The organism is Candidatus Nitrosopumilus sp. SW (genome assembly GCF_006740685.1).
In the GTDB taxonomy this organism is placed as follows: domain Archaea; phylum Thermoproteota; class Nitrososphaeria; order Nitrososphaerales; family Nitrosopumilaceae; genus Nitrosopumilus.
In genome coordinates, this window is the sequence record NZ_CP035425.1 from 215,151 (window position 1) to 232,315 (window position 17,165).

Here is a 17,165-nt window from a genome sequence, read left to right on the forward strand (position 1 = left end):
GAAATTATCCCCAAAATGATATGGGCTTGTCCCTTAGAAATGCAAGAATAATGAAAGATAAGACATTAAGCTTGGAATATGTCCTTATGATAGGTATTACATTGAGCGGAAAAACTACTTTTGTCAAAGCAAATTTCAATCATGAAGAAATACGACTGTATTATTTTGACAACAATAGAAAAAAAGAGATGAATTACATTGAACAATGCCTCAAGCAAGGTAAAAGCATAGTTGTTGATGATACCAATCTTACAAAAAATATCCGAAAAAGGCATATCGATATGGCAAAAAAATACAATGCTAAAATGATTGGAATTTTTATGAATACATCATCAGGAATAATTGAACAAAGAAGGACAAGAAGACGTGATTCTTTTCCATTGGTTGCAATAAACAAACAACTAAAAGAATTTGAAACACCCAACAAAGATGAGGGTTTTGACACATTGATAATTCATAAAAACTATGAATCCGCTAATAGATCCTAATCTTATTTAACATCTTATGCTATTTTGTGAAAAATGCAAAAAATACGGGTAATTTTGACGTGTCTTTTTTTAAAATACCAATCCTAACCCAGATACTATTGCAATAGTTTTGAAAGTCTTGCCTGAAACCATAAAAATGAAAAACTTGGTGAAGTTCATTTTCTTTGCGCCAGCAGATATCAAAATCAAATCACCAACAACCGGAATCCAGGATGCAAAAAATACTGCACCCCAACCAAATTTTTCAAGGAGTTTATTGTCTTTGTTTTTCTGCTCGACTTTTTTTTGATCTTTCTTTTTCTTGAATTTTGTAAGCAGTGTGTTTCCTCCAAACCCAATAAAATAATTTAACACCCCACCAATTGTAGAACCTAAAACCAAGGCAATGCCAACTAAAATTTGACTTTCTCCACCTAGAAGTAAAGCTGAAGTCAGAATTTCGGTAGGTAATGGAATTGCAGTAGCTGACAAAAAAGAATTTAGAAATAATCCAATTATTCCATAATCCTGAAATGTGTTATTGGCTAAAATTTCCTGAAGTTGTTGATAAATCTGCATAAATAATCCAAAACTCCTACCACAGGGGTATGATTTTAAATCATCTAACTATACCCCCACAACAAAATGCTCTCATTACAATTTGAACGATAGGCACGGTAAAAGTAAAAAACGATCAGTTTTGAATATGCATTTTTTGTTGAAATTGAACCGTATCGAATGATATCAAAGGAACTATTATTTTTGGATCAATACTCTAAGTTCTGCAAATTAGTCCGAAGATATTGTCCTAAATTTTTCATAAATTGTTGACTTGCATGCCAAATACTGTTTACATAGTATTGGCCAAGAAATGATCAAACTAAGAGTTTGAACCTGTCATTTCATTCCTCCAAAAATTTATGACATGTGGTACATTCGTATCGATTTTTGTATCCTGGCATCTTGACTTTAGCATTATGCAAACATGTGTTTTGTGAAATTATTTTAAATACCAAATCAAGACACCTTACCGTAATCATGCATTCCAAATTTTTATCCTGTAAGTGGTGTTATCCTTAATCATGAAATTCACTATCCTGTAATTTGTTATAGTCTAACATAATTTTTGGGAGTTTGTCATCAGGATTAAGATGAATTTTGTGTTTTTCACAATATTGAAAATAATTTGGCCAATTCTTTTTGGCAGTATCTAGAAAATCCTCTCCAACCATATCATCATACCAATTAATAATGTTCAAACCATAAGCAAAAAATCGTTCAAGATAGGCAGCAATTCCTTTTGGGATTTTTCCACTACCATCTAAAAAGGCTATTTCATCTACAGTGTTTAGATAATCATTTGCATATCGCTTACAATCATCTGTAGTTTTAAGAACAGAGTTTTTGTTAAGACGATTTGTCAAATCTTCATGAAATCCTCGAAGTAATTGAGAGTAAGTTGTATTGGTGCTTTCATGAATGTTTTTCCAAGTAATTACAACCATTACAGCAAGTATCGTTGCAGTTACAGAACTTACAATAATTGCAATTACAGACAAATCAAGAGTTTGTGGAATTTGCAAAAAAGTATTTTCGAAATTAAACAACATGATTTTATCTGTCAATCCACCTGATTAAAACACAGTCATTATGAATTTGAGTCATTTTTATGGCTCCCAATGACAATCGCAATTACATCCTTTTTGACAATGAACTCTTTTACAATCAGAGCATGTTTTTTGAAAATGGGATGGTATTGTGTTCATATTATTAATAGTCGTTTCATCCTAATTAACCTGTGTAATTTAGGAAAGCTCTTTAAGCAAAATAGGCGTAATGACCATATCGTAGTGGTGTGAGTTTGCATATCTGTAAGGAAGGACTGAATTAACTACTCAGCTACGACAAAGGGTTATCAAAAATTATCTGTATCTTATATGTTAGTATGACCTCTTAATGTATGATAAAAAATACATTACTAAAACAAGAAAGTGACCACAGTTATCAATTAATTAGCAGTTTCTTGTGCAGGAGAAATTAAATTTGTACTGTGCAAATTGTGGAAATCAGGCAAGTTGGAGGGATCCTATGTGTAACAAATGCAAAAAACAATTGCATCAAGTAAATTGTAAAACAAAGGCATCTGATTGCAAATGTCATCAAATCAACGAGCTAGCATGGACACAAAAAAAGACTCCAAATACAATCTAAAACAGATTTTATCTAAATATTTTTTAATTAATTTACTGTGAACATTTGCCACATAATGATTCACCAATCATGCTGTTTACAGGCTTGAATGTGTTACCACACATTACACAAATGTTTAGCAAAGTTATCCCATTAACGATATTAGGATCTTTTTGTTTTTCTGTCAATTAATCAAGGTCTATGTTAGTTGAGTGTTGAAAACAAATCTAACTTTATTTTGAATTCACGAATTCTGGTTCTTATTGAGACAGTGCTGGTGTTTGCAGCTTTTGCAACTTCTGTTTGTGATTTCAATTCTCCCGTAATCACACATGCTGCATAAATTACAGATGCCGCCAAAATTTCAGGATTTTTACCAATGGTAATTCCTGCATCTTGGGCTGCAGTCAAAATTTGTGTTGCTTTACGACTTGTTTTTTCAGATAATTCAAGTTTACTGGTAATCTTGGAGATTGATTTTATTGGATTTGTTACATTTACTGCAAATTCCAATTCTTTAAACAACATGCGATAAGCCCGTGAGATTTCTTTTCTTTTAATCACAAATTGACTGGCAATTTCTGTCAGAGATCTATCATGACCCAAATCTCTACATGCAGCATACAGACATGCCGCTGCAACAGATTTTACGGTTCTTCCACGAATGAGGTTTCTCTTTATAGCCTTTCGATAAAACAGAGATGCCCGTTCAACTATGGTATCAGATAGGCCTAATTTTGATTGTACCTTGTCAAATTCAACAAGTGCAAACCTGAGATTCTTGTCTGCAGAATTTTTTGTTTGGGATCTAGTATCCCATTTTCGCAATCTTCCAAATGCCTGAACAGTTTTTACAGATAGAGGCTTTCCTACTGAATCTCGATTCTGTGCACCTATTATTGTGTTCAGTCCCTTATCATGCATTTTAAGTGTCAAACCAGGACCAGTTCTAGCATTATCTGATGGACTCGAGATGAATCGACGTTCCATTCCTCGGTATTCTGCATTTTCTGAAATTACAAAACCACAACTTGAACAAATAGTCTCTCCAAGTATTTCATCAGTTACAAATCTAGAGGCATGACAATAATTACAAAATATTTTTGTTTTTTTAATTGTCGTTGTTATTGTCAAAGATTTTTTCTAAGCTGAGATAGCAATTTTTTTAGCAATACAATCAGAATGAATTTCTTTGTCCGTATTAATATTGCAATTGTGGCAAATAAACTCTATTGGCTTTTTACATTCATGACAGTTTTGATATACTTCAAGTCCGTATCCACATTTTCTACAAGAGGTTACTTTCATGATTTTCATTATGTGGTTGTTTGTATTAAAGGTGTGTAAAATTAGCACACCCTAATGTTCAATTACTTCATTAAAATTTTTAATTTCAGAATTAATTTCTTTTAGGATATGATTTTCATCAGGTAATGCATCATGAAATTTTTGAAACACAGAATTATCCATTTTGGATCTAAAAAACAGAAATTCCAATTCTAATCTTTTCAAACGATTCATTTCTAACAATTCTTTTTCTGTTGTTATTGATGTGGTTAATTGTTGATTCATTATAATTTGATAATTAGTAACCCATGTAAAAGATGGGAAAGTTGTAATTCTATTTGTCTTTTTTAGAAGCGTCGTCTTTCTTTGGCTCTTCTTTTTTATCGTCGTTGCCGACTACTATTGTTGGGTTTGTTTCTTTATTTTCCATACTATATAGAATATTATGATCAATATATACTTGCGTATTTAAATTTATAGTTATTAAAAAAACATATAGAAATTTAGGCGTGAAATTAAAAAATTACGCCGGTATATATTATAGAGAAACAAGATAAAGCATGTTCAAAAAAATACTTGAAAAATTGAAATTTGATTCGTGTAAAGTCAAAACCACAAACGATGTAGATGCATTCAAAGAATCTGAAAAGAAACAAGAAGGCTCAACTAATGAATGATTATGTATGTACCTGTAATTGTGGTTGCAGGAATTCCACGGGCGAATATATTTGCAAAGATTGCATGGTGAATCTTTGCAAGATTGAAATTAAAGAGATGTTAGTTGCATGATGAAACCAAGACATAGATTATCATATTATACATTCTATCTTTTTAGTGTATGTGCAATAGTAGGTCTCACATGGGGATTCTCATTGTGAACGTGTTAACAATAGAAGGTTTTATGAAATGAAATATCAATGCAAAACATGCAGTTTTCAGTGGGAAGGAACTTCATATACTTTTGACAAAGTACGTGATCATGAAAAAACTCATTCAAAAAATAAAACCATTCGTTGTAAGGTCTGTAATGCATCAAAGAATAGTGTTAATGTCAAAAATAATTCAGATGAGAAATGGGAATGTCAAAATTGTGGCAACATACTTGATATAAATGGCTTAATTAGTTCATAGTAAAATAATTAAAAAGTTGATTTTAAGATTGCAATCTCATGCAACACTCTTTATACTTTGTATACATTCTAAATACATGTCAAATCAACTATATTGTCAAGTATGCCATAAACTCAAATTCCCAAGATTTGAGAAACAGCAAAAATGTGAGTGTAAGACAATTTAAACTGGACGATAATTGTTTTTGTAAAATTATGTTTTCTTCCACCATTGGTGTTTATCTTGGATATTATAATGCAAAAATACATGAATTAATTTTTTAATATTTCTACATACATTAGAATTCATAATCACCATTTCCGTTTTCAAATAAATTGACTAGTTTTCTACCAAGACCTTTTCAATTATTTCAATTTCTATATGGTTCAAATGTGTAGAATAAATTTTGGTTTCATAGTTTCGACAAGAGTTTGGCAAGATATCTTTATCAGATCCAACAAGAATGATTTCCATATCAGATTTTACCAATACTTTGGCTTTATCCAAAATTAGATCTCCTGCACATATATCAAACTGAACCATAAATGTTTCAGAATAGAGTTGTTCTGTTGAGCGAACTTCTGTGTAAGGTTCTACTGGAATTCGTGAGGAAAGTGTGAGATTTTGTTCGTGAATTTCAATAAATTTATTGTAAATTCTCTCTTTTTTGTCATCTCCCTGATAATCCCAAACTTTATCGTTATACAAATCCACACAATCATACAGATAAGTTATGTGAGAATGTTTGTCTTGAAATTGTGCATACTCTAAAATCACATATGAAGAGTACAGAATATTGCACTGTGTTATTCTTGGATCATTAAATGATTCATCAGGCGTCAAAATGACAGGATCTACAATGACTTTGTCTTTTATCTTATCTATTGTGATAATGTTATTTTCAATTAAAAATTTTATAGCGTTTAGAAATTCTTGTTCAGATATCATATCTTCTCCAAACCACATGGCAGTATTTTTTATCCATGAAGGGACAGACTCTGCATACGAATAAGAGCTAAAGACTCCCATCAACAACATTACGGTAGGAATCAAGACAAGAATTTTTTTCAATTTAGACATTCTTTTCTTCCTAACTTGAGGTAAATGATTTGAACACCATTTTGTTTTTGGCACCAATTACAATTACACTTGTGATTGAAACAACTAGGATCATCATTGCAATTGTCCCAAATTCAGGAACTATGTTAATGTCAATAGATTCTCCATCTAACGCAGTTAAGGAATTATCTCCAATCGGATGTAATGTGATGGTAATACTCACATTATCATTACTAGGTAATGCTTGTGTAAGATGGTTACGAATACCTATTTGTTGATTTATCATTGTTTCGTACAAAATGACTTCATTATTTTGAGATGCTAAAATATCATAGTTTACATCGGTTAATTCTTGTCCATTCTTATCAGTAAACCTTACATTAATTGTCATATGTTCACGCTCTACAGGTTCTGAAGCTGTAACAAATATCCAAACAGACCCATCATCAGAAATAGTCTGAGTTTTTATCATAGAGCCAAGATGATTTGCACCAATACTCAATTCAGCCTTTGGACTAACTGGCTCTTCTGCAAATGCAAATGTGTGAAAATTAGTAGCAGCAAATATTGTTACAAGTAATATTGAAAAGCATAGAAGTTTTTGTCTTGGATTCAGATTCCAAGTGCAACCTGAATTATTCAAATAACGAGTCCTGAGGGATTTGGATTCACTGCCGTTAATTGAACCAAATTCAAAAAAAATCATTCGTGTTTACTACGCTTATCTTACTATTAAAGAGTCCTTTTAGAAGTTACACGCCAAAAGAAGATCATATGAAATGTTTTTTGTGTTAAATCAAAAATAATCTTTTGAAAAAATTAGTCTACACACAAAATTTAACTCAAAATTCCAATTTTATTATTTTTTAGTATTGTTACAGGAATGAATTTGTGACATTGTGTGCATTCATACAAATCCTTGTATCCGGCCATCAAGACTTTAGCATTATGTAGACATGTATCTTGGGAAAATATCCTATAAGCCACTATCGCTATTCCCTAGTGTGATGACATCGGTGATCAAATTTATTGAATGTGAATGGTATACATTTGAATATTTTCTCATAGTGTAGATATCCATGTAACAACAACAACTGCACTTATGCTGGAAAAATAGAATCCATATGCTATAATCCTATTCCTGGGATTCATTATGCAGCCACCACCGGTATCTTGAGTTTAATCTTACAAAGATTCATCATGCAATCATTGCAGACATATTCCCCAGTAAGATTACTGCATTTACAGTCACATGTACAGGTATAATTATTCATTATACTTGCTTCTTCCATACATTGCACGCAGGACATCTGTTTGTTAACTTGTCTACCATTTTTTTCAGAAATACATTACCACAATTATCACAAGACATTAGATCATTAATTACAATCAATTTCTTACGCTATAATCCCACAACATACGTTGTTTTGTTTTTGAATTAATTTTTTAAACATACTATAGATAGTTGGTCTGTGATATATACCCGCGTAATTTTTTGAATTCATCAAAAGAGTTCAGACCAAGTCAAGATTTTGTTTTTCTTACTGTTTTTACAACAAAATCAAACAGATGTTCAGATTATACACAATACGTTCATGTATTAGTATGACATTGTTACATTATGGTATACTCTAACGCAATGTATTTTGCATTAAAATTTGACAGATTATCCAAAGGCATATTCTCAAATTTCAATTTTAAAAAAATAAAAATGAACATTACATCAAAATAAAATCAAAAATTGATTAAATCTACAATCTAGATGATTAGTGTGTGTAATTGATAGTGATTATCAAGACTTAATAGCATTTTGAACAAACAAAAGCATGAACACAACAGGACTGTATATGCTAAACACCTCAAAATACACAGAAGAAAAAATCAAAAAGTCTATGGAATTATTATACGAGGATAGAAAAAATGAATTTAGGGAATTATCTAAAGTATTTCTTGGAGAAAAAGAATTAAACAAAACTGCAAATTGGAAAGGATTTGTTTTAAATTTTTGTTTAGATGTTGGAGAATCCTTCAAAACATGGACTGGTCAATTACCACTAACAGAAACATCTCCTCAAAAAGCTCTTACCATTTTAAGGCAAGTTAGTAACGGTTTAACATCAATGAATCAACTAATGCACATACTAAATGTCTCATATATGATTTCAGTGGAATTTAACGAAATTTACAAAAGGCTGAATTAGTGTTTTTAGAACACAGCATCAAGATATGGGATGTTAACTCAAAAAAACACGATTTTCGTTAATTATTTACAACATAATCTTTCAAGGATTGAATGATGTCCTCAATTATGGGTTCGATTTTCGTAGTAGATTCTGCAGATATCAATGCAAGACTATCATTCATCGGAATTGTAATTATTTTGATATTTTTTCTTTTTGACACTATGTAATCAAGTGATCCTAAAGAATTGTCAAGATCTTTTTTCATGAATAATTCCAATGCATGTTCTACACAGATCTTATAATGATCAATCTTTGCGATTGGCACTATTCCTTTTTTGTAATTTCCCACAACAAGATTGCCCATGCTGTTTACAATTCCAAAAAATCTAATTTCTGGTAAACTCAAAATATACTTACTTGTAGATTCCCAATTTGATGTTTTTTCAAATATTAATTTTGACATCACATTGAGTAGTTGTTATTTGTATTAAACATATGTAAGATACAACAGTAATTATCACATTGTTGTACCTTAATTAACTAGAACAGCTTCAATATTGCATGGTACGTGTATCAAACATACTCACAGAATTATTAAATGAAATTAATTATGAATTGACAAACCAGATTTCTTTGGGGAAAAATGCAAAAATAGATGCAAGGAAACTTTTCCGGCAATCAGATTCTCTAAACAAGATTCTTCTAACCTCAGTCATCACTCAAGAAAACAAATCAATGTTACAGGAATTCTCCAAGACATTACAAGATAGTTCAACAGTTAAGAGTCTCAGATATGAAAGACAAGATCTTGAAAGAGTACTTGCAAACCTTAACGATGTCTAAAAAAATCTCATCGTTTGGCGGAGAGTTTTATTTTTAGGCATAAACTGTATAAAATACAGATAATTTTTGATTTTCTTAAAACAGCTAATTCGGTTTAAGTCATGTGTGGTAATTAATACAGAGGAGACAGTATAACTCATTTTTGTTTATGCTTATTCTTGATAGTAGATATTGCATGTGGAAATTGTGGAAAAGTAATCAAAAATATGATCAAACTTAGATCAATAAAGGACTGCATGCGTAATTTTTCTAATAAATGTCCACATTGTGGAAAATTGTTGTCTGTTTCAGACTTTAGGTTGGATGTTGAGACTTGTGCATGATAACTATCCAAATAACCTAAGTGATAAGAAAAAGAAACTACAAAGGTATACATGAACAATAGTGGAATAATAGATATGACTAAGAAATTACCACGTGGGCACAATATTGGCGGTGGCGCCAAACAAAAAAGACGCAAAAAGCATAAACAAGAATCTAAGAAAAACTAAGTTGGAAAATCTTTTCGAGTATAATTCTAGAATAAAAAGCGAGTGTTGATTTCCAAATAACCTAATTCATTTACTTGATAGTCCATAATGAATTAGGTCGTATTGTCACTTTTGTGAAAAATGTTATGTGAAAAGATTAGAGAGTCAGATACTCAATGGCGGTTTGCCCTATTTGTCATTTCCATTATCCAGTTAAATGATTAGAATCTAAGTGCTCTTTATGTATAATGAACTGCCTATTACATTATGACAAAAAAAGAAAAAATCTTTGAAGAAATTATTTTAGGTCTTAGAAAAAAGTTCACTGATTATGATAAAGAATACCTAGAGGAAAAGTATCGAAGACTACCTTTAGACTAGAGTTTAGAATCTAAGTAAAGGTCACAAATCAATCATACTCTTTCTTGGTTGCATCAGCTAGATTTGATTCAGAGATAGTCATTTTGAAGTAAAAAACAGACACAGGTAAGATGAAAATTGGATCACTATAAGAGGTATTCTTGGAAATATTGTTCTTATTCTATAGAATCAGAATCTAATCTAAATAAATCCTAAAAAGATCAATTTATTCTAGAAAATTCAACAATATGTAATTAATCATGTTTTATTTTGTATGTGTAGTAGCTAGAACTAATTTTGTCGGGGTTTAAAAGACAAGACATGCATTATAGTACATGTTACAAAAGTACCAAGTTCATAATTGCAATTATAGTAAATTAATCACAGATACATTTAATGGAGAAATTTTTTGTTCAAATTGTGGCACAGTTATTGAAGAAAAATTAGATAATCATAATGAAACGCCTGTTCATAGTTTAGAAGATTTCATGAGTAAGAGTCAAGTTGGTTCAAAGCAATCCCTTTCAATACATGACAAAGGAATGTCATCTATCATTGGAAAAGATAAAGATGCTACAGGCAAATCATTAAGCTCATTTAACAAATCAAGATTTAATCGATTAAGAGTGTTAGATAGTAGAAGTAAAACAAGAAAATCATCAGCAAGAACCCTTGTAAAATCCCTAACTTTTCTAAATGGATTAAAGGGAAAGCTAGGAATATCTGAGAATACAATAGAAAGTACATCAGCACTATTTAGAAGGGCACAAAAGCATCAATTGATTCGAGGAAGAAGTTCTAATGATTTAATGGCAGCGGCTTTGTATGTTTCATGCAGACAAACTATGACTCCTAGAAGTCTTGAGGATATTTCTGAAACTGCCAACATTACAAAAAAACATCTACAAAAATCAGTCAGAGTTTTAATTAATGAATTTGAACTTGTATTGCCTCAATACAATATATCCTCATTTCTAACTAAATTATCCAATGATCTAGGATTTTCTGAGAAAACTAAACGTTATGCTTTGAACATATTATCAGATGTTGAAAAATGTGGTTCTGCTGCTGGAAAGAACCCTATTGGTCAGGCTGCTGCATCACTATATCTGGCATCTATGCTGATGGGAGAAAATATCTCACAGAAAATATTCTCAAAAATTTCAGGAGTATCTACTGTAACATTACGTAATAGAAAAAATACAATACAAAAATTATTGGAATTGTAAGTGGGATATTATGTTAGATATTTCTTATTTCAAGAAACTATTGCACAAATTCCTGCACCACAATGTAGAAAAGAAGCATCATTGGTGGACTGAATAATAAAATCTACTGAATCCGATTAGTCCCAGGACAGAGTATATTTCACAATTCATTTGCTTGTGATTTTATATTTGCAAAGCAAGTCAAGAAATAACCTCAAATCTTTTTTGTGTTCCTTTTCTGACTCGTTTAGTTCCTTGAGCAAGTCTTTGTAGTCATAATCTGAATGAGATTCCATTGATTCCTGATTAACCTCATTTATTGAGATCCTTTTTTGGATCTGTCTGATTTTGTTTTCTCCATATTCTATTGTAGAATTAATCTTCTGCATATACTCATTAGGATTTTGTTTTGAATTATCCAGATGTTCAGTTATTTTTGTAACTATTTCATGGTTTTTTAGAATCTGATTCCATTCCTCAAGTGTTAACGGACGTTTTAGTACACAAACTTCAGTTCCATCAGGGATGTCTTTGTGTATGAATTCTGTAGTATGTATTACTCTCTCTTCACTCAATTTGGTTTTGTCAACAACCACATTTGATGTCATTGGACAGATTCCTTCTTCCACACATTACACGCAGGACATCTATTTGTTAACTTGGTTGCTATTTTTTTTAAGAATACGTTACCACAATTCTCACAGGATCTCAAATCATCATTTGCAATCATGGTCTTATGTTGCTTTTCCTGCAATGGGTGTTGCCTTTTCTTTCAGATGAGTCTTTTCATGAAGAAGTAGTTTTTGAATATCCCCTTCAGCAGAATCCCAAGTAAATTTGCAGTGTTTGCAATGATATGTCATTTATTTTTCTAAATCCTCTGGTTTTATTTTTCCAGATTCAGTGAATTCTTTTACATCCTTTGATGTCTTTTCTTGTTTTCCTTTCAGTCTTGCAAAAATATTTTTTAACATGATTATATAGGTCGTACTTGCTTATAAAGACAAAATGTAGTTGATTTGCAACAGAATAAACTCAACTATACTGCCCTTAAACTATTAGAATAAGCAACCAAAATGAACAACATTATGAAAAAACAAACAAAACATACACAAATTAACAAAAATAACAAAACAAAACCTGAAAACTTAGCTAAAAAAGAATATTTGGAAACTCTTGAAAAATTAAAAAAAGACATTCGGAAAGAGTAAGTTAGTATTCAAACAAAATTGATTAGAAATAAAATGATAAAAAGAATAGAAGAATCGTAAAAATGAATTGGTTGAAAAAATTAGAATCACAATTTCTATTTTTACAAACTAGGTTGAGTTAATAATATACTACAAAAATATTGTGACGTCTAAATAACTAAAAGCACCATATCTGAAAATACGGATCTACTATCCAACACATTGGAGTTTATAATTAATTTAATCATCATCTTCCCAATTATTCTCCAAATATTGTGGAGCTCTATGATCAATCTCTTTTGATTCAGTAATGGGGATAAATTTATGACAATTTGTGCATTCATACATGTCCTTGAGTCCTGCCATCCGGACTTTAGCATCATGAGTACATGTTTCCTGAGTAAAAATACCGTGTGTCAAAATTGTTTTTTATGGCTCCCAATGACAATCACAGTTACATCCGCTCTGACAAGAGGCTCTCTTACAATCTGAACACGTTTTTTGACGGATGGATTTCATTGTATTCATAATGTTAATTGCTCTTTTGTCCTAATTAACCTGTCTTGAAGAATCCCTATAATCAAAATTGATGTAATGTTAGTATGCTCTACAATCTACAAACACTAAGCAACGTTTATTGGCTTAAAAATATTTGATAACAGTAATTGGTTTGCACGCCAACAACCCAGTGAGACAGCCAGCATTCGTGTAGTGCACTCACTGGGACATTACATCTTATCAGGAGCAGTAATTCCCAACAGATTTAGTGCTTTTTCAATAGTAATTTTAAAAGAATGAACCAAACACAAGCGGGAATTTTCTAGTTGTTCATCACCTAAATCAAGAACCTTAGATTTTTCATAAAAGGAGTTGAATGCAACTGCCAAATCATGACAATATCTAGAAATTACTTTTGGAGACAAGTTATTTGCGGCATCGCGAACTTGCAAATTGAAAAGACCAATTGTTTTAACTAGATCAATTTCTGATTGCTCTTTGAGTAAAGAAAAATCAACATCAATAGAAGGATTTCTTCCAGATTTTTCTAAAATTCTAGATGCTCTAGCATGAGTATACTGTATGTATGGTGCAGTATCACCTTCTAAACTAAGGGATTTTGTTAAATCAAATGCAATAATTTTGTCTAAATCTTGTTTTATCATTTCATAACGTAATGTTGCAACAGATACAGCATGAGAAATTTGTTCAATTTCAGAATCATCCATTTCAGGATGTCTTTTCTTTGTTTCTTCAGTTGTTTTTTCTTTTAGTAAGTCATAAACAGAATCAGCATTAACATACAATCCTTTTCTTCCAGACATTTGAGCCTGCTTGCCATCAGTTTCGAGTCCCAAAACTTTTGCAGTATCAGAACTCAGAGTAACCGATTCATATCCCAAATGAACATAAGCATCAGGAACTGATTTGAATTTTCCCATTAATGATGTGATAATTTTTTGCAGTCTTGCCTGGCGGGAATCAATTACAGTGATGACCTTATCACCGGAAAAATTCTGAGGTTCTGAATTATTATCATTAAGAGTAGTCTGCCACAAAACACGTGAATTTGGTTGGTCTTTTTCGTATTTTTCATAATAGAATGGATCATCAAGTAATCCTAATTTCCAGGCAGCATATGGAATGTCTTTTGCAATATAGGTAGCAGTTCCATTACTTCTGACAATTACTTTGTCTTCTTCTTTACCATCACCACGAATAACCCAGCATCCAGCATTTTTCCCATCATTTTCAAATTCTACTAGTTTCATTTCTTTGAGTTTTTCAAATATTCCATCCCATAATCCAGAGCGAATTATTTGAGATTCAAAATTCAAGCAATCATAAGAGACGGATAGATTCCAGCATGTTTCGAGCTGATTTGATAATACACGACGAGTTATTTTATCAGCAAATTGTGCAGTTTCAGAATTCCCATCTTCTAATTCCTTGAGAACATTTTTTCTGATTTCTTCCAAGCTAGAATCTTGTTCATACTTTTCAGTAGTTTTGACATAAACGTCATCCCCACAATAATGATCAAATTTTTTCCCTTTTGGAGGTTCAACATCAAATCCAAAATGTTTGAATCCAACAATAATGTCTGCAACTTGAAGACCAGAATCATCAACATAGTTTAAGACATTAACTTTGTAGTTTGCTTTTTGTAATATTCTAGAAACAGTATCACCAATGATGATGTTGCGTATGTGACCAATGTGAAGAGCTTTGTTTGGATTTACGCTGGTATGTTCTACAACAATTGTAGAGTTTTTTCCAATATCTACGTCACCAAATTCAGGCAAATTAGATTCAGATAAAATCAGTTGATTTAGTTTTGGCCAATCAGCATAAAAATTTAGGTAGCCAGAAGGATGAGGTTCAGATTTTGATACAAGTGTGTTTACACATTGAGAATATTTTTCAGATAACATTTCAGAAATTTCTTTTGGACTTTTTTTGAGTTGTTTTGCAAGCAAAAAAGACACATTAGAGCTAACATCACCAAATCCCGGTTTTGCAGGTTCAACAGAAAACTTTACGTCAGAAATAGAAAGATCATTTAAAATCTTGTTGATGTTATTTTCAATTTCATCAATAATAGATTTGAAAGTCATATTATATCTCAGATAATATAGGTGCTAATTTATCTAATGCTTCAAGCACTCCATCTCCTGCATGTGCAGAAACAGTCATTGTGGCTTCTGATTTTACATCATCAAATGCATTACCTAGTGCAATACTGGTTTTTGCTACTTTGAATAACGGAATATCAGTTGCGCTATCACCAATTGCAATAACATCATCTTTTGAAATGGAAAATCGCTTCATGATTTCAGTAAATCCAGTTCCCTTGTCAATTCCTGGTGAATTGATATGGTATGCATACTGACTATCAGACAGTACTACATCAACATCATTTTCAAGTAGTATCTTTCTAGCCTGATCCAGATCAAAGGTTCTTTGTAAAACAACCTCTGTCATTCTAGGAAAAACGTACTTTTCTTCTACATTTTCCATGTTATTTTTTAAGATATTAAGGGCATTTTTGCATTCATTAAGATTACCAAGTAAAATATGATCGTTTGAATCAAGTGTGATACATCCCCCGTTTTCACCCACAGCAACTTTTGTTGTGCCACCAAATACTGAAAGTAAAAATCCTTCAACAGAAGATCGACCAGTTACAAAAATTACATCGTGTCCCATATTGACGAGACGTCTTAATGCTTCTAAAGCATCCAAATGAATTCGGCCGCCTCCATTTTCAGTTATAGTACCATCAATATCTACTGCAAAAGTTCTTTTTTTCACATCAGATGTTTTTTTTACCGAATAATATTTGCTGCGTATGAAACAAAAAAGAAATACGTATTGTTCATTAATGCAATGATTTTACTCAAAATATGGCAAAAAAAGGAATTATTGAAGAGATTTTTAGTAAAGCAAAATTTGCAGATGAGTCTAAATCATACAAAATTTTCTACAGAAATTTTGAAAGAATAGTTGAAACCACTTTGCCAGAATTTTTGGTTCAATCAGAAAATCTGCAAACCATACCAATAAGCAGAATAAAGAAAATTAAAAAAAATAATACGGTTTTATTTGAAAAGAAATCAGCAGGTAGTGAATAGTATTGGGAATTCCTGAAAAAATCAAGGCCATTCAAGATGAAATGGCTAGAACACAAATTAACAAAGCAACAGAACATCATCTTGGATTACTAAAAGCAAAGATTGCAAAACTCAAAAGAGAGCAAGAAGATAACGCTGCAAAAAAATCTGGAATGAAATCTGATGGATTTGATGTTAGGAGAACAGGAGATGCAACAGTCGTATTCATTGGATTACCAAGTGTTGGAAAATCAACATTGCTCAATAAATTAACTGGAGCAAAATCAGCAGTAGGAGCATTCCAATTCACAACATTAACAGTAGTACCAGGAATGATGGAATATAGAGGAGCAAAAATTCAGGTATTAGATTTACCTGGAATTATCAAAGGTGCATCTACAGGAAAAGGATTAGGAAAGAGGATCTTATCCGTGGCAAGAACAGCAGATCTTGTGTTATTGGTTTTAGACGTATTTCAGCCATATCATGAGGATGTTTTAGTTAACGAGTTAGGAAATATAGGAATCAGGCTAAACCAACTACCCCCAAACATTACAATTGAAAAAGCAGCAATGGGAGGAATTGCAATTGCCCAACAAGTTAAACTTACAAAAATCACAGAAAAACATTTGAAAGATATTTTGCACCTTTATGGAATTGTCAGTGCACGTGTTGTTGTTAGAGAAGACATAACATCAGAACAGTTATCTGATCATATTGCAGGAAACATTAGTTATTCAAAAGCACTCACAGTTTTGAATAAAATCGATTTAGTGGATGAGAAATTTTTGAAAGATTTGAAAACAAAAATCAAATCAGATGTGATTGAAGTGTCAGCAAATTCAGATATCAATATCGAAATATTAAAAGAAAAAATCTATGAGAAATTAAAATTCATTCGAATATACATGCGTCCAAAAGGGGGTGAAACAGATTTCAAAGAACCATTAATTGCAAGAGAAGGAGATACAGTAGAAGATATTTGTAACAAATTACATCGAAGAATGAAAAGAGAATTCAGATACGGAATGGTTTGGGGAAAGAGTGTAAAGTTTGGAGGACAAAGAGTAGGTTTGAGTCATATTCTACAAGATGAAGACGTGTTGACAATTATCAAAACACGAGGAACATAATTTTAAAAAAAAGTTTAACATGGATCAAGAATTTGAACATCGTTGGTGTAAATT

General features: G+C 31.6%; 21 protein-coding genes. 9 read left to right on the plus strand and 12 right to left on the minus strand.

All coding sequences use genetic code 11. The features are described 5' to 3' along the window. Positions 1-86: 86 nt before the first annotated feature. Entirely contained in the window at positions 87-488 is a 402-nt protein-coding gene (locus tag Nisw_RS01395; RefSeq protein WP_141978435.1) for an AAA family ATPase, read from the plus strand. Between the two features lie 69 nt (positions 489-557). Here the strand turns inward: Nisw_RS01395 and Nisw_RS01400 are convergent, their stop codons facing one another. Then, positions 558-1,046: a YqaA family protein gene (locus tag Nisw_RS01400; RefSeq protein ID WP_141975851.1), complete on the minus strand. Its 489-nt coding sequence runs from the start codon at positions 1,044-1,046 to the stop codon at positions 558-560. Positions 1,047-1,543: 497 nt separating this feature from the next. Next, positions 1,544-2,077 carry a hypothetical protein gene (locus Nisw_RS01405; protein WP_141975853.1) on the minus strand — a complete coding sequence of 178 codons (534 nt, stop codon included), beginning with the start codon at positions 2,075-2,077 and terminating at the stop codon, positions 1,544-1,546. A 433-nt stretch (positions 2,078-2,510) separates the two neighbouring features. Between Nisw_RS01405 and Nisw_RS09050 the strand changes: the two genes are divergently transcribed. Beyond that, positions 2,511-2,678, plus strand: a complete 168-nt coding sequence (locus Nisw_RS09050) for a hypothetical protein (protein WP_185736642.1) — start codon at positions 2,511-2,513, stop codon at positions 2,676-2,678. A 183-nt stretch (positions 2,679-2,861) separates the two neighbouring features. Here the strand turns inward: Nisw_RS09050 and Nisw_RS01410 are convergent, their stop codons facing one another. Together Nisw_RS01410 and Nisw_RS01415 are read right to left on the minus strand one after the other, a co-directional pair. Further along, a complete protein-coding gene (locus Nisw_RS01410) occupies positions 2,862-3,791 on the minus strand; it encodes a transcription initiation factor IIB family protein (RefSeq protein ID WP_141975855.1) in 930 nt (309 codons plus the stop codon). 225 nt (positions 3,792-4,016) lie between these two features. Continuing rightward, positions 4,017-4,229, minus strand: coding sequence for a hypothetical protein (locus Nisw_RS01415; RefSeq protein WP_141975857.1), 213 nt, complete (start codon positions 4,227-4,229; stop codon positions 4,017-4,019). A 621-nt stretch (positions 4,230-4,850) separates the two neighbouring features. On the opposite strand from Nisw_RS01415, the gene Nisw_RS01420 reads away from it, so the two are divergent. Continuing rightward, positions 4,851-5,075, plus strand: coding sequence for a hypothetical protein (locus Nisw_RS01420; protein WP_141975859.1), 225 nt, complete (start codon positions 4,851-4,853; stop codon positions 5,073-5,075). Positions 5,076-5,393: 318 nt separating this feature from the next. On the opposite strand, the gene Nisw_RS01425 is transcribed toward Nisw_RS01420, so the two are convergent. Both Nisw_RS01425 and Nisw_RS01430 read right to left on the minus strand, forming a co-directional pair. Continuing rightward, positions 5,394-6,134, minus strand: a complete 741-nt coding sequence (locus Nisw_RS01425) for a plastocyanin (protein WP_141975861.1) — start codon at positions 6,132-6,134, stop codon at positions 5,394-5,396. A gap of 10 nt (positions 6,135-6,144) precedes the next feature. Beyond that, positions 6,145-6,819, minus strand: a complete 675-nt coding sequence (locus Nisw_RS01430; RefSeq protein WP_141975863.1) for a PEFG-CTERM sorting domain-containing protein — start codon at positions 6,817-6,819, stop codon at positions 6,145-6,147. Between the two features lie 1,120 nt (positions 6,820-7,939). On the opposite strand from Nisw_RS01430, the gene Nisw_RS01435 reads away from it, so the two are divergent. Continuing rightward, a complete protein-coding gene (locus tag Nisw_RS01435) occupies positions 7,940-8,314 on the plus strand; it encodes a hypothetical protein (RefSeq protein ID WP_141975865.1) in 375 nt (124 codons plus the stop codon). 58 nt (positions 8,315-8,372) lie between these two features. On the opposite strand, the gene Nisw_RS01440 is transcribed toward Nisw_RS01435, so the two are convergent. Continuing rightward, on the minus strand, positions 8,373-8,759 hold the full coding sequence (locus Nisw_RS01440) for a DUF6659 family protein (RefSeq protein WP_141975867.1): 387 nt from the start codon (positions 8,757-8,759) through the stop codon (positions 8,373-8,375). A 98-nt stretch (positions 8,760-8,857) separates the two neighbouring features. Here Nisw_RS01440 and Nisw_RS01445 point away from each other — a divergent pair, with 98 nt between their 5' ends. Next, positions 8,858-9,139, plus strand: coding sequence for a hypothetical protein (locus tag Nisw_RS01445; protein WP_141975869.1), 282 nt, complete (start codon positions 8,858-8,860; stop codon positions 9,137-9,139). Positions 9,140-10,304: 1,165 nt separating this feature from the next. Further along, the gene (locus Nisw_RS01450) at positions 10,305-11,198 is read left to right on the plus strand and encodes a transcription initiation factor IIB family protein (protein WP_141975871.1); all 894 of its coding nucleotides are present in this window, start codon (positions 10,305-10,307) and stop codon (positions 11,196-11,198) included. 146 nt (positions 11,199-11,344) lie between these two features. Here the strand turns inward: Nisw_RS01450 and Nisw_RS01455 are convergent, their stop codons facing one another. Next, positions 11,345-11,806 carry a hypothetical protein gene (locus tag Nisw_RS01455; protein WP_255430808.1) on the minus strand — a complete coding sequence of 154 codons (462 nt, stop codon included), beginning with the start codon at positions 11,804-11,806 and terminating at the stop codon, positions 11,345-11,347. A gap of 105 nt (positions 11,807-11,911) precedes the next feature. Beyond that, positions 11,912-12,040: a hypothetical protein gene (locus tag Nisw_RS09390; protein WP_255430809.1), complete on the minus strand. Its 129-nt coding sequence runs from the start codon at positions 12,038-12,040 to the stop codon at positions 11,912-11,914. Positions 12,041-12,265: 225 nt separating this feature from the next. On the opposite strand from Nisw_RS09390, the gene Nisw_RS09395 reads away from it, so the two are divergent. Beyond that, a complete protein-coding gene (locus Nisw_RS09395) occupies positions 12,266-12,388 on the plus strand; it encodes a hypothetical protein (protein WP_255430810.1) in 123 nt (40 codons plus the stop codon). Positions 12,389-12,607: 219 nt separating this feature from the next. On the opposite strand, the gene Nisw_RS01460 is transcribed toward Nisw_RS09395, so the two are convergent. From Nisw_RS01460 to Nisw_RS01470, 3 genes are all read right to left on the minus strand, one after another. Continuing rightward, positions 12,608-12,787, minus strand: coding sequence for a hypothetical protein (locus Nisw_RS01460; protein ID WP_141975875.1), 180 nt, complete (start codon positions 12,785-12,787; stop codon positions 12,608-12,610). A gap of 308 nt (positions 12,788-13,095) precedes the next feature. Then, positions 13,096-14,982, minus strand: a complete 1,887-nt coding sequence (locus tag Nisw_RS01465; RefSeq protein ID WP_141975877.1) for an arginine--tRNA ligase — start codon at positions 14,980-14,982, stop codon at positions 13,096-13,098. 1 nt (position 14,983) lies between these two features. Next, positions 14,984-15,679, minus strand: coding sequence for a phosphoglycolate phosphatase (locus tag Nisw_RS01470; RefSeq protein ID WP_141975879.1), 696 nt, complete (start codon positions 15,677-15,679; stop codon positions 14,984-14,986). A 92-nt stretch (positions 15,680-15,771) separates the two neighbouring features. Here Nisw_RS01470 and Nisw_RS01475 point away from each other — a divergent pair, with 92 nt between their 5' ends. Both Nisw_RS01475 and Nisw_RS01480 read left to right on the plus strand, forming a co-directional pair. Next, positions 15,772-15,999 carry a DUF504 domain-containing protein gene (locus Nisw_RS01475; protein ID WP_141975881.1) on the plus strand — a complete coding sequence of 76 codons (228 nt, stop codon included), beginning with the start codon at positions 15,772-15,774 and terminating at the stop codon, positions 15,997-15,999. A gap of 2 nt (positions 16,000-16,001) precedes the next feature. Further along, positions 16,002-17,111, plus strand: a complete 1,110-nt coding sequence (locus Nisw_RS01480) for a GTP-binding protein (RefSeq protein ID WP_141975883.1) — start codon at positions 16,002-16,004, stop codon at positions 17,109-17,111. The last annotated feature ends 54 nt before the right edge of the window (positions 17,112-17,165 follow it).

Excerpts from the sequence above, each read along its gene's own strand:
- Nisw_RS01435 (WP_141975865.1), top strand. The coding sequence starts at position 7,940 with ATGAACACAACAGGACTGTATATGCTAAACACCTCAAAATACACAGAA.
- Nisw_RS01440 (WP_141975867.1), bottom strand. The coding sequence starts at position 8,759 with ATGTCAAAATTAATATTTGAAAAAACATCAAATTGGGAATCTACAAGT.
- Nisw_RS01400 (WP_141975851.1), bottom strand. The coding sequence starts at position 1,046 with ATGCAGATTTATCAACAACTTCAGGAAATTTTAGCCAATAACACATTT.
- Nisw_RS01425 (WP_141975861.1), bottom strand. The coding sequence starts at position 6,134 with ATGTCTAAATTGAAAAAAATTCTTGTCTTGATTCCTACCGTAATGTTG.
- Nisw_RS01465 (WP_141975877.1), bottom strand. The coding sequence starts at position 14,982 with ATGACTTTCAAATCTATTATTGATGAAATTGAAAATAACATCAACAAG.
- Nisw_RS01445 (WP_141975869.1), top strand. The coding sequence starts at position 8,858 with ATGGTACGTGTATCAAACATACTCACAGAATTATTAAATGAAATTAAT.
- Nisw_RS01415 (WP_141975857.1), bottom strand. The coding sequence starts at position 4,229 with ATGAATCAACAATTAACCACATCAATAACAACAGAAAAAGAATTGTTA.
- Nisw_RS09390 (WP_255430809.1), bottom strand. The coding sequence starts at position 12,040 with ATGACATATCATTGCAAACACTGCAAATTTACTTGGGATTCTGCTGAA.
- Nisw_RS01420 (WP_141975859.1), top strand. The coding sequence starts at position 4,851 with ATGAAATATCAATGCAAAACATGCAGTTTTCAGTGGGAAGGAACTTCA.
- Nisw_RS01395 (WP_141978435.1), top strand. The coding sequence starts at position 87 with ATGATAGGTATTACATTGAGCGGAAAAACTACTTTTGTCAAAGCAAAT.
- Nisw_RS01450 (WP_141975871.1), top strand. The coding sequence starts at position 10,305 with ATGTTACAAAAGTACCAAGTTCATAATTGCAATTATAGTAAATTAATC.
- Nisw_RS09395 (WP_255430810.1), top strand. The coding sequence starts at position 12,266 with ATGAAAAAACAAACAAAACATACACAAATTAACAAAAATAACAAAACA.
- Nisw_RS01430 (WP_141975863.1), bottom strand. The coding sequence starts at position 6,819 with ATGATTTTTTTTGAATTTGGTTCAATTAACGGCAGTGAATCCAAATCC.
- Nisw_RS01405 (WP_141975853.1), bottom strand. The coding sequence starts at position 2,077 with ATGTTGTTTAATTTCGAAAATACTTTTTTGCAAATTCCACAAACTCTT.
- Nisw_RS01475 (WP_141975881.1), top strand. The coding sequence starts at position 15,772 with ATGGCAAAAAAAGGAATTATTGAAGAGATTTTTAGTAAAGCAAAATTT.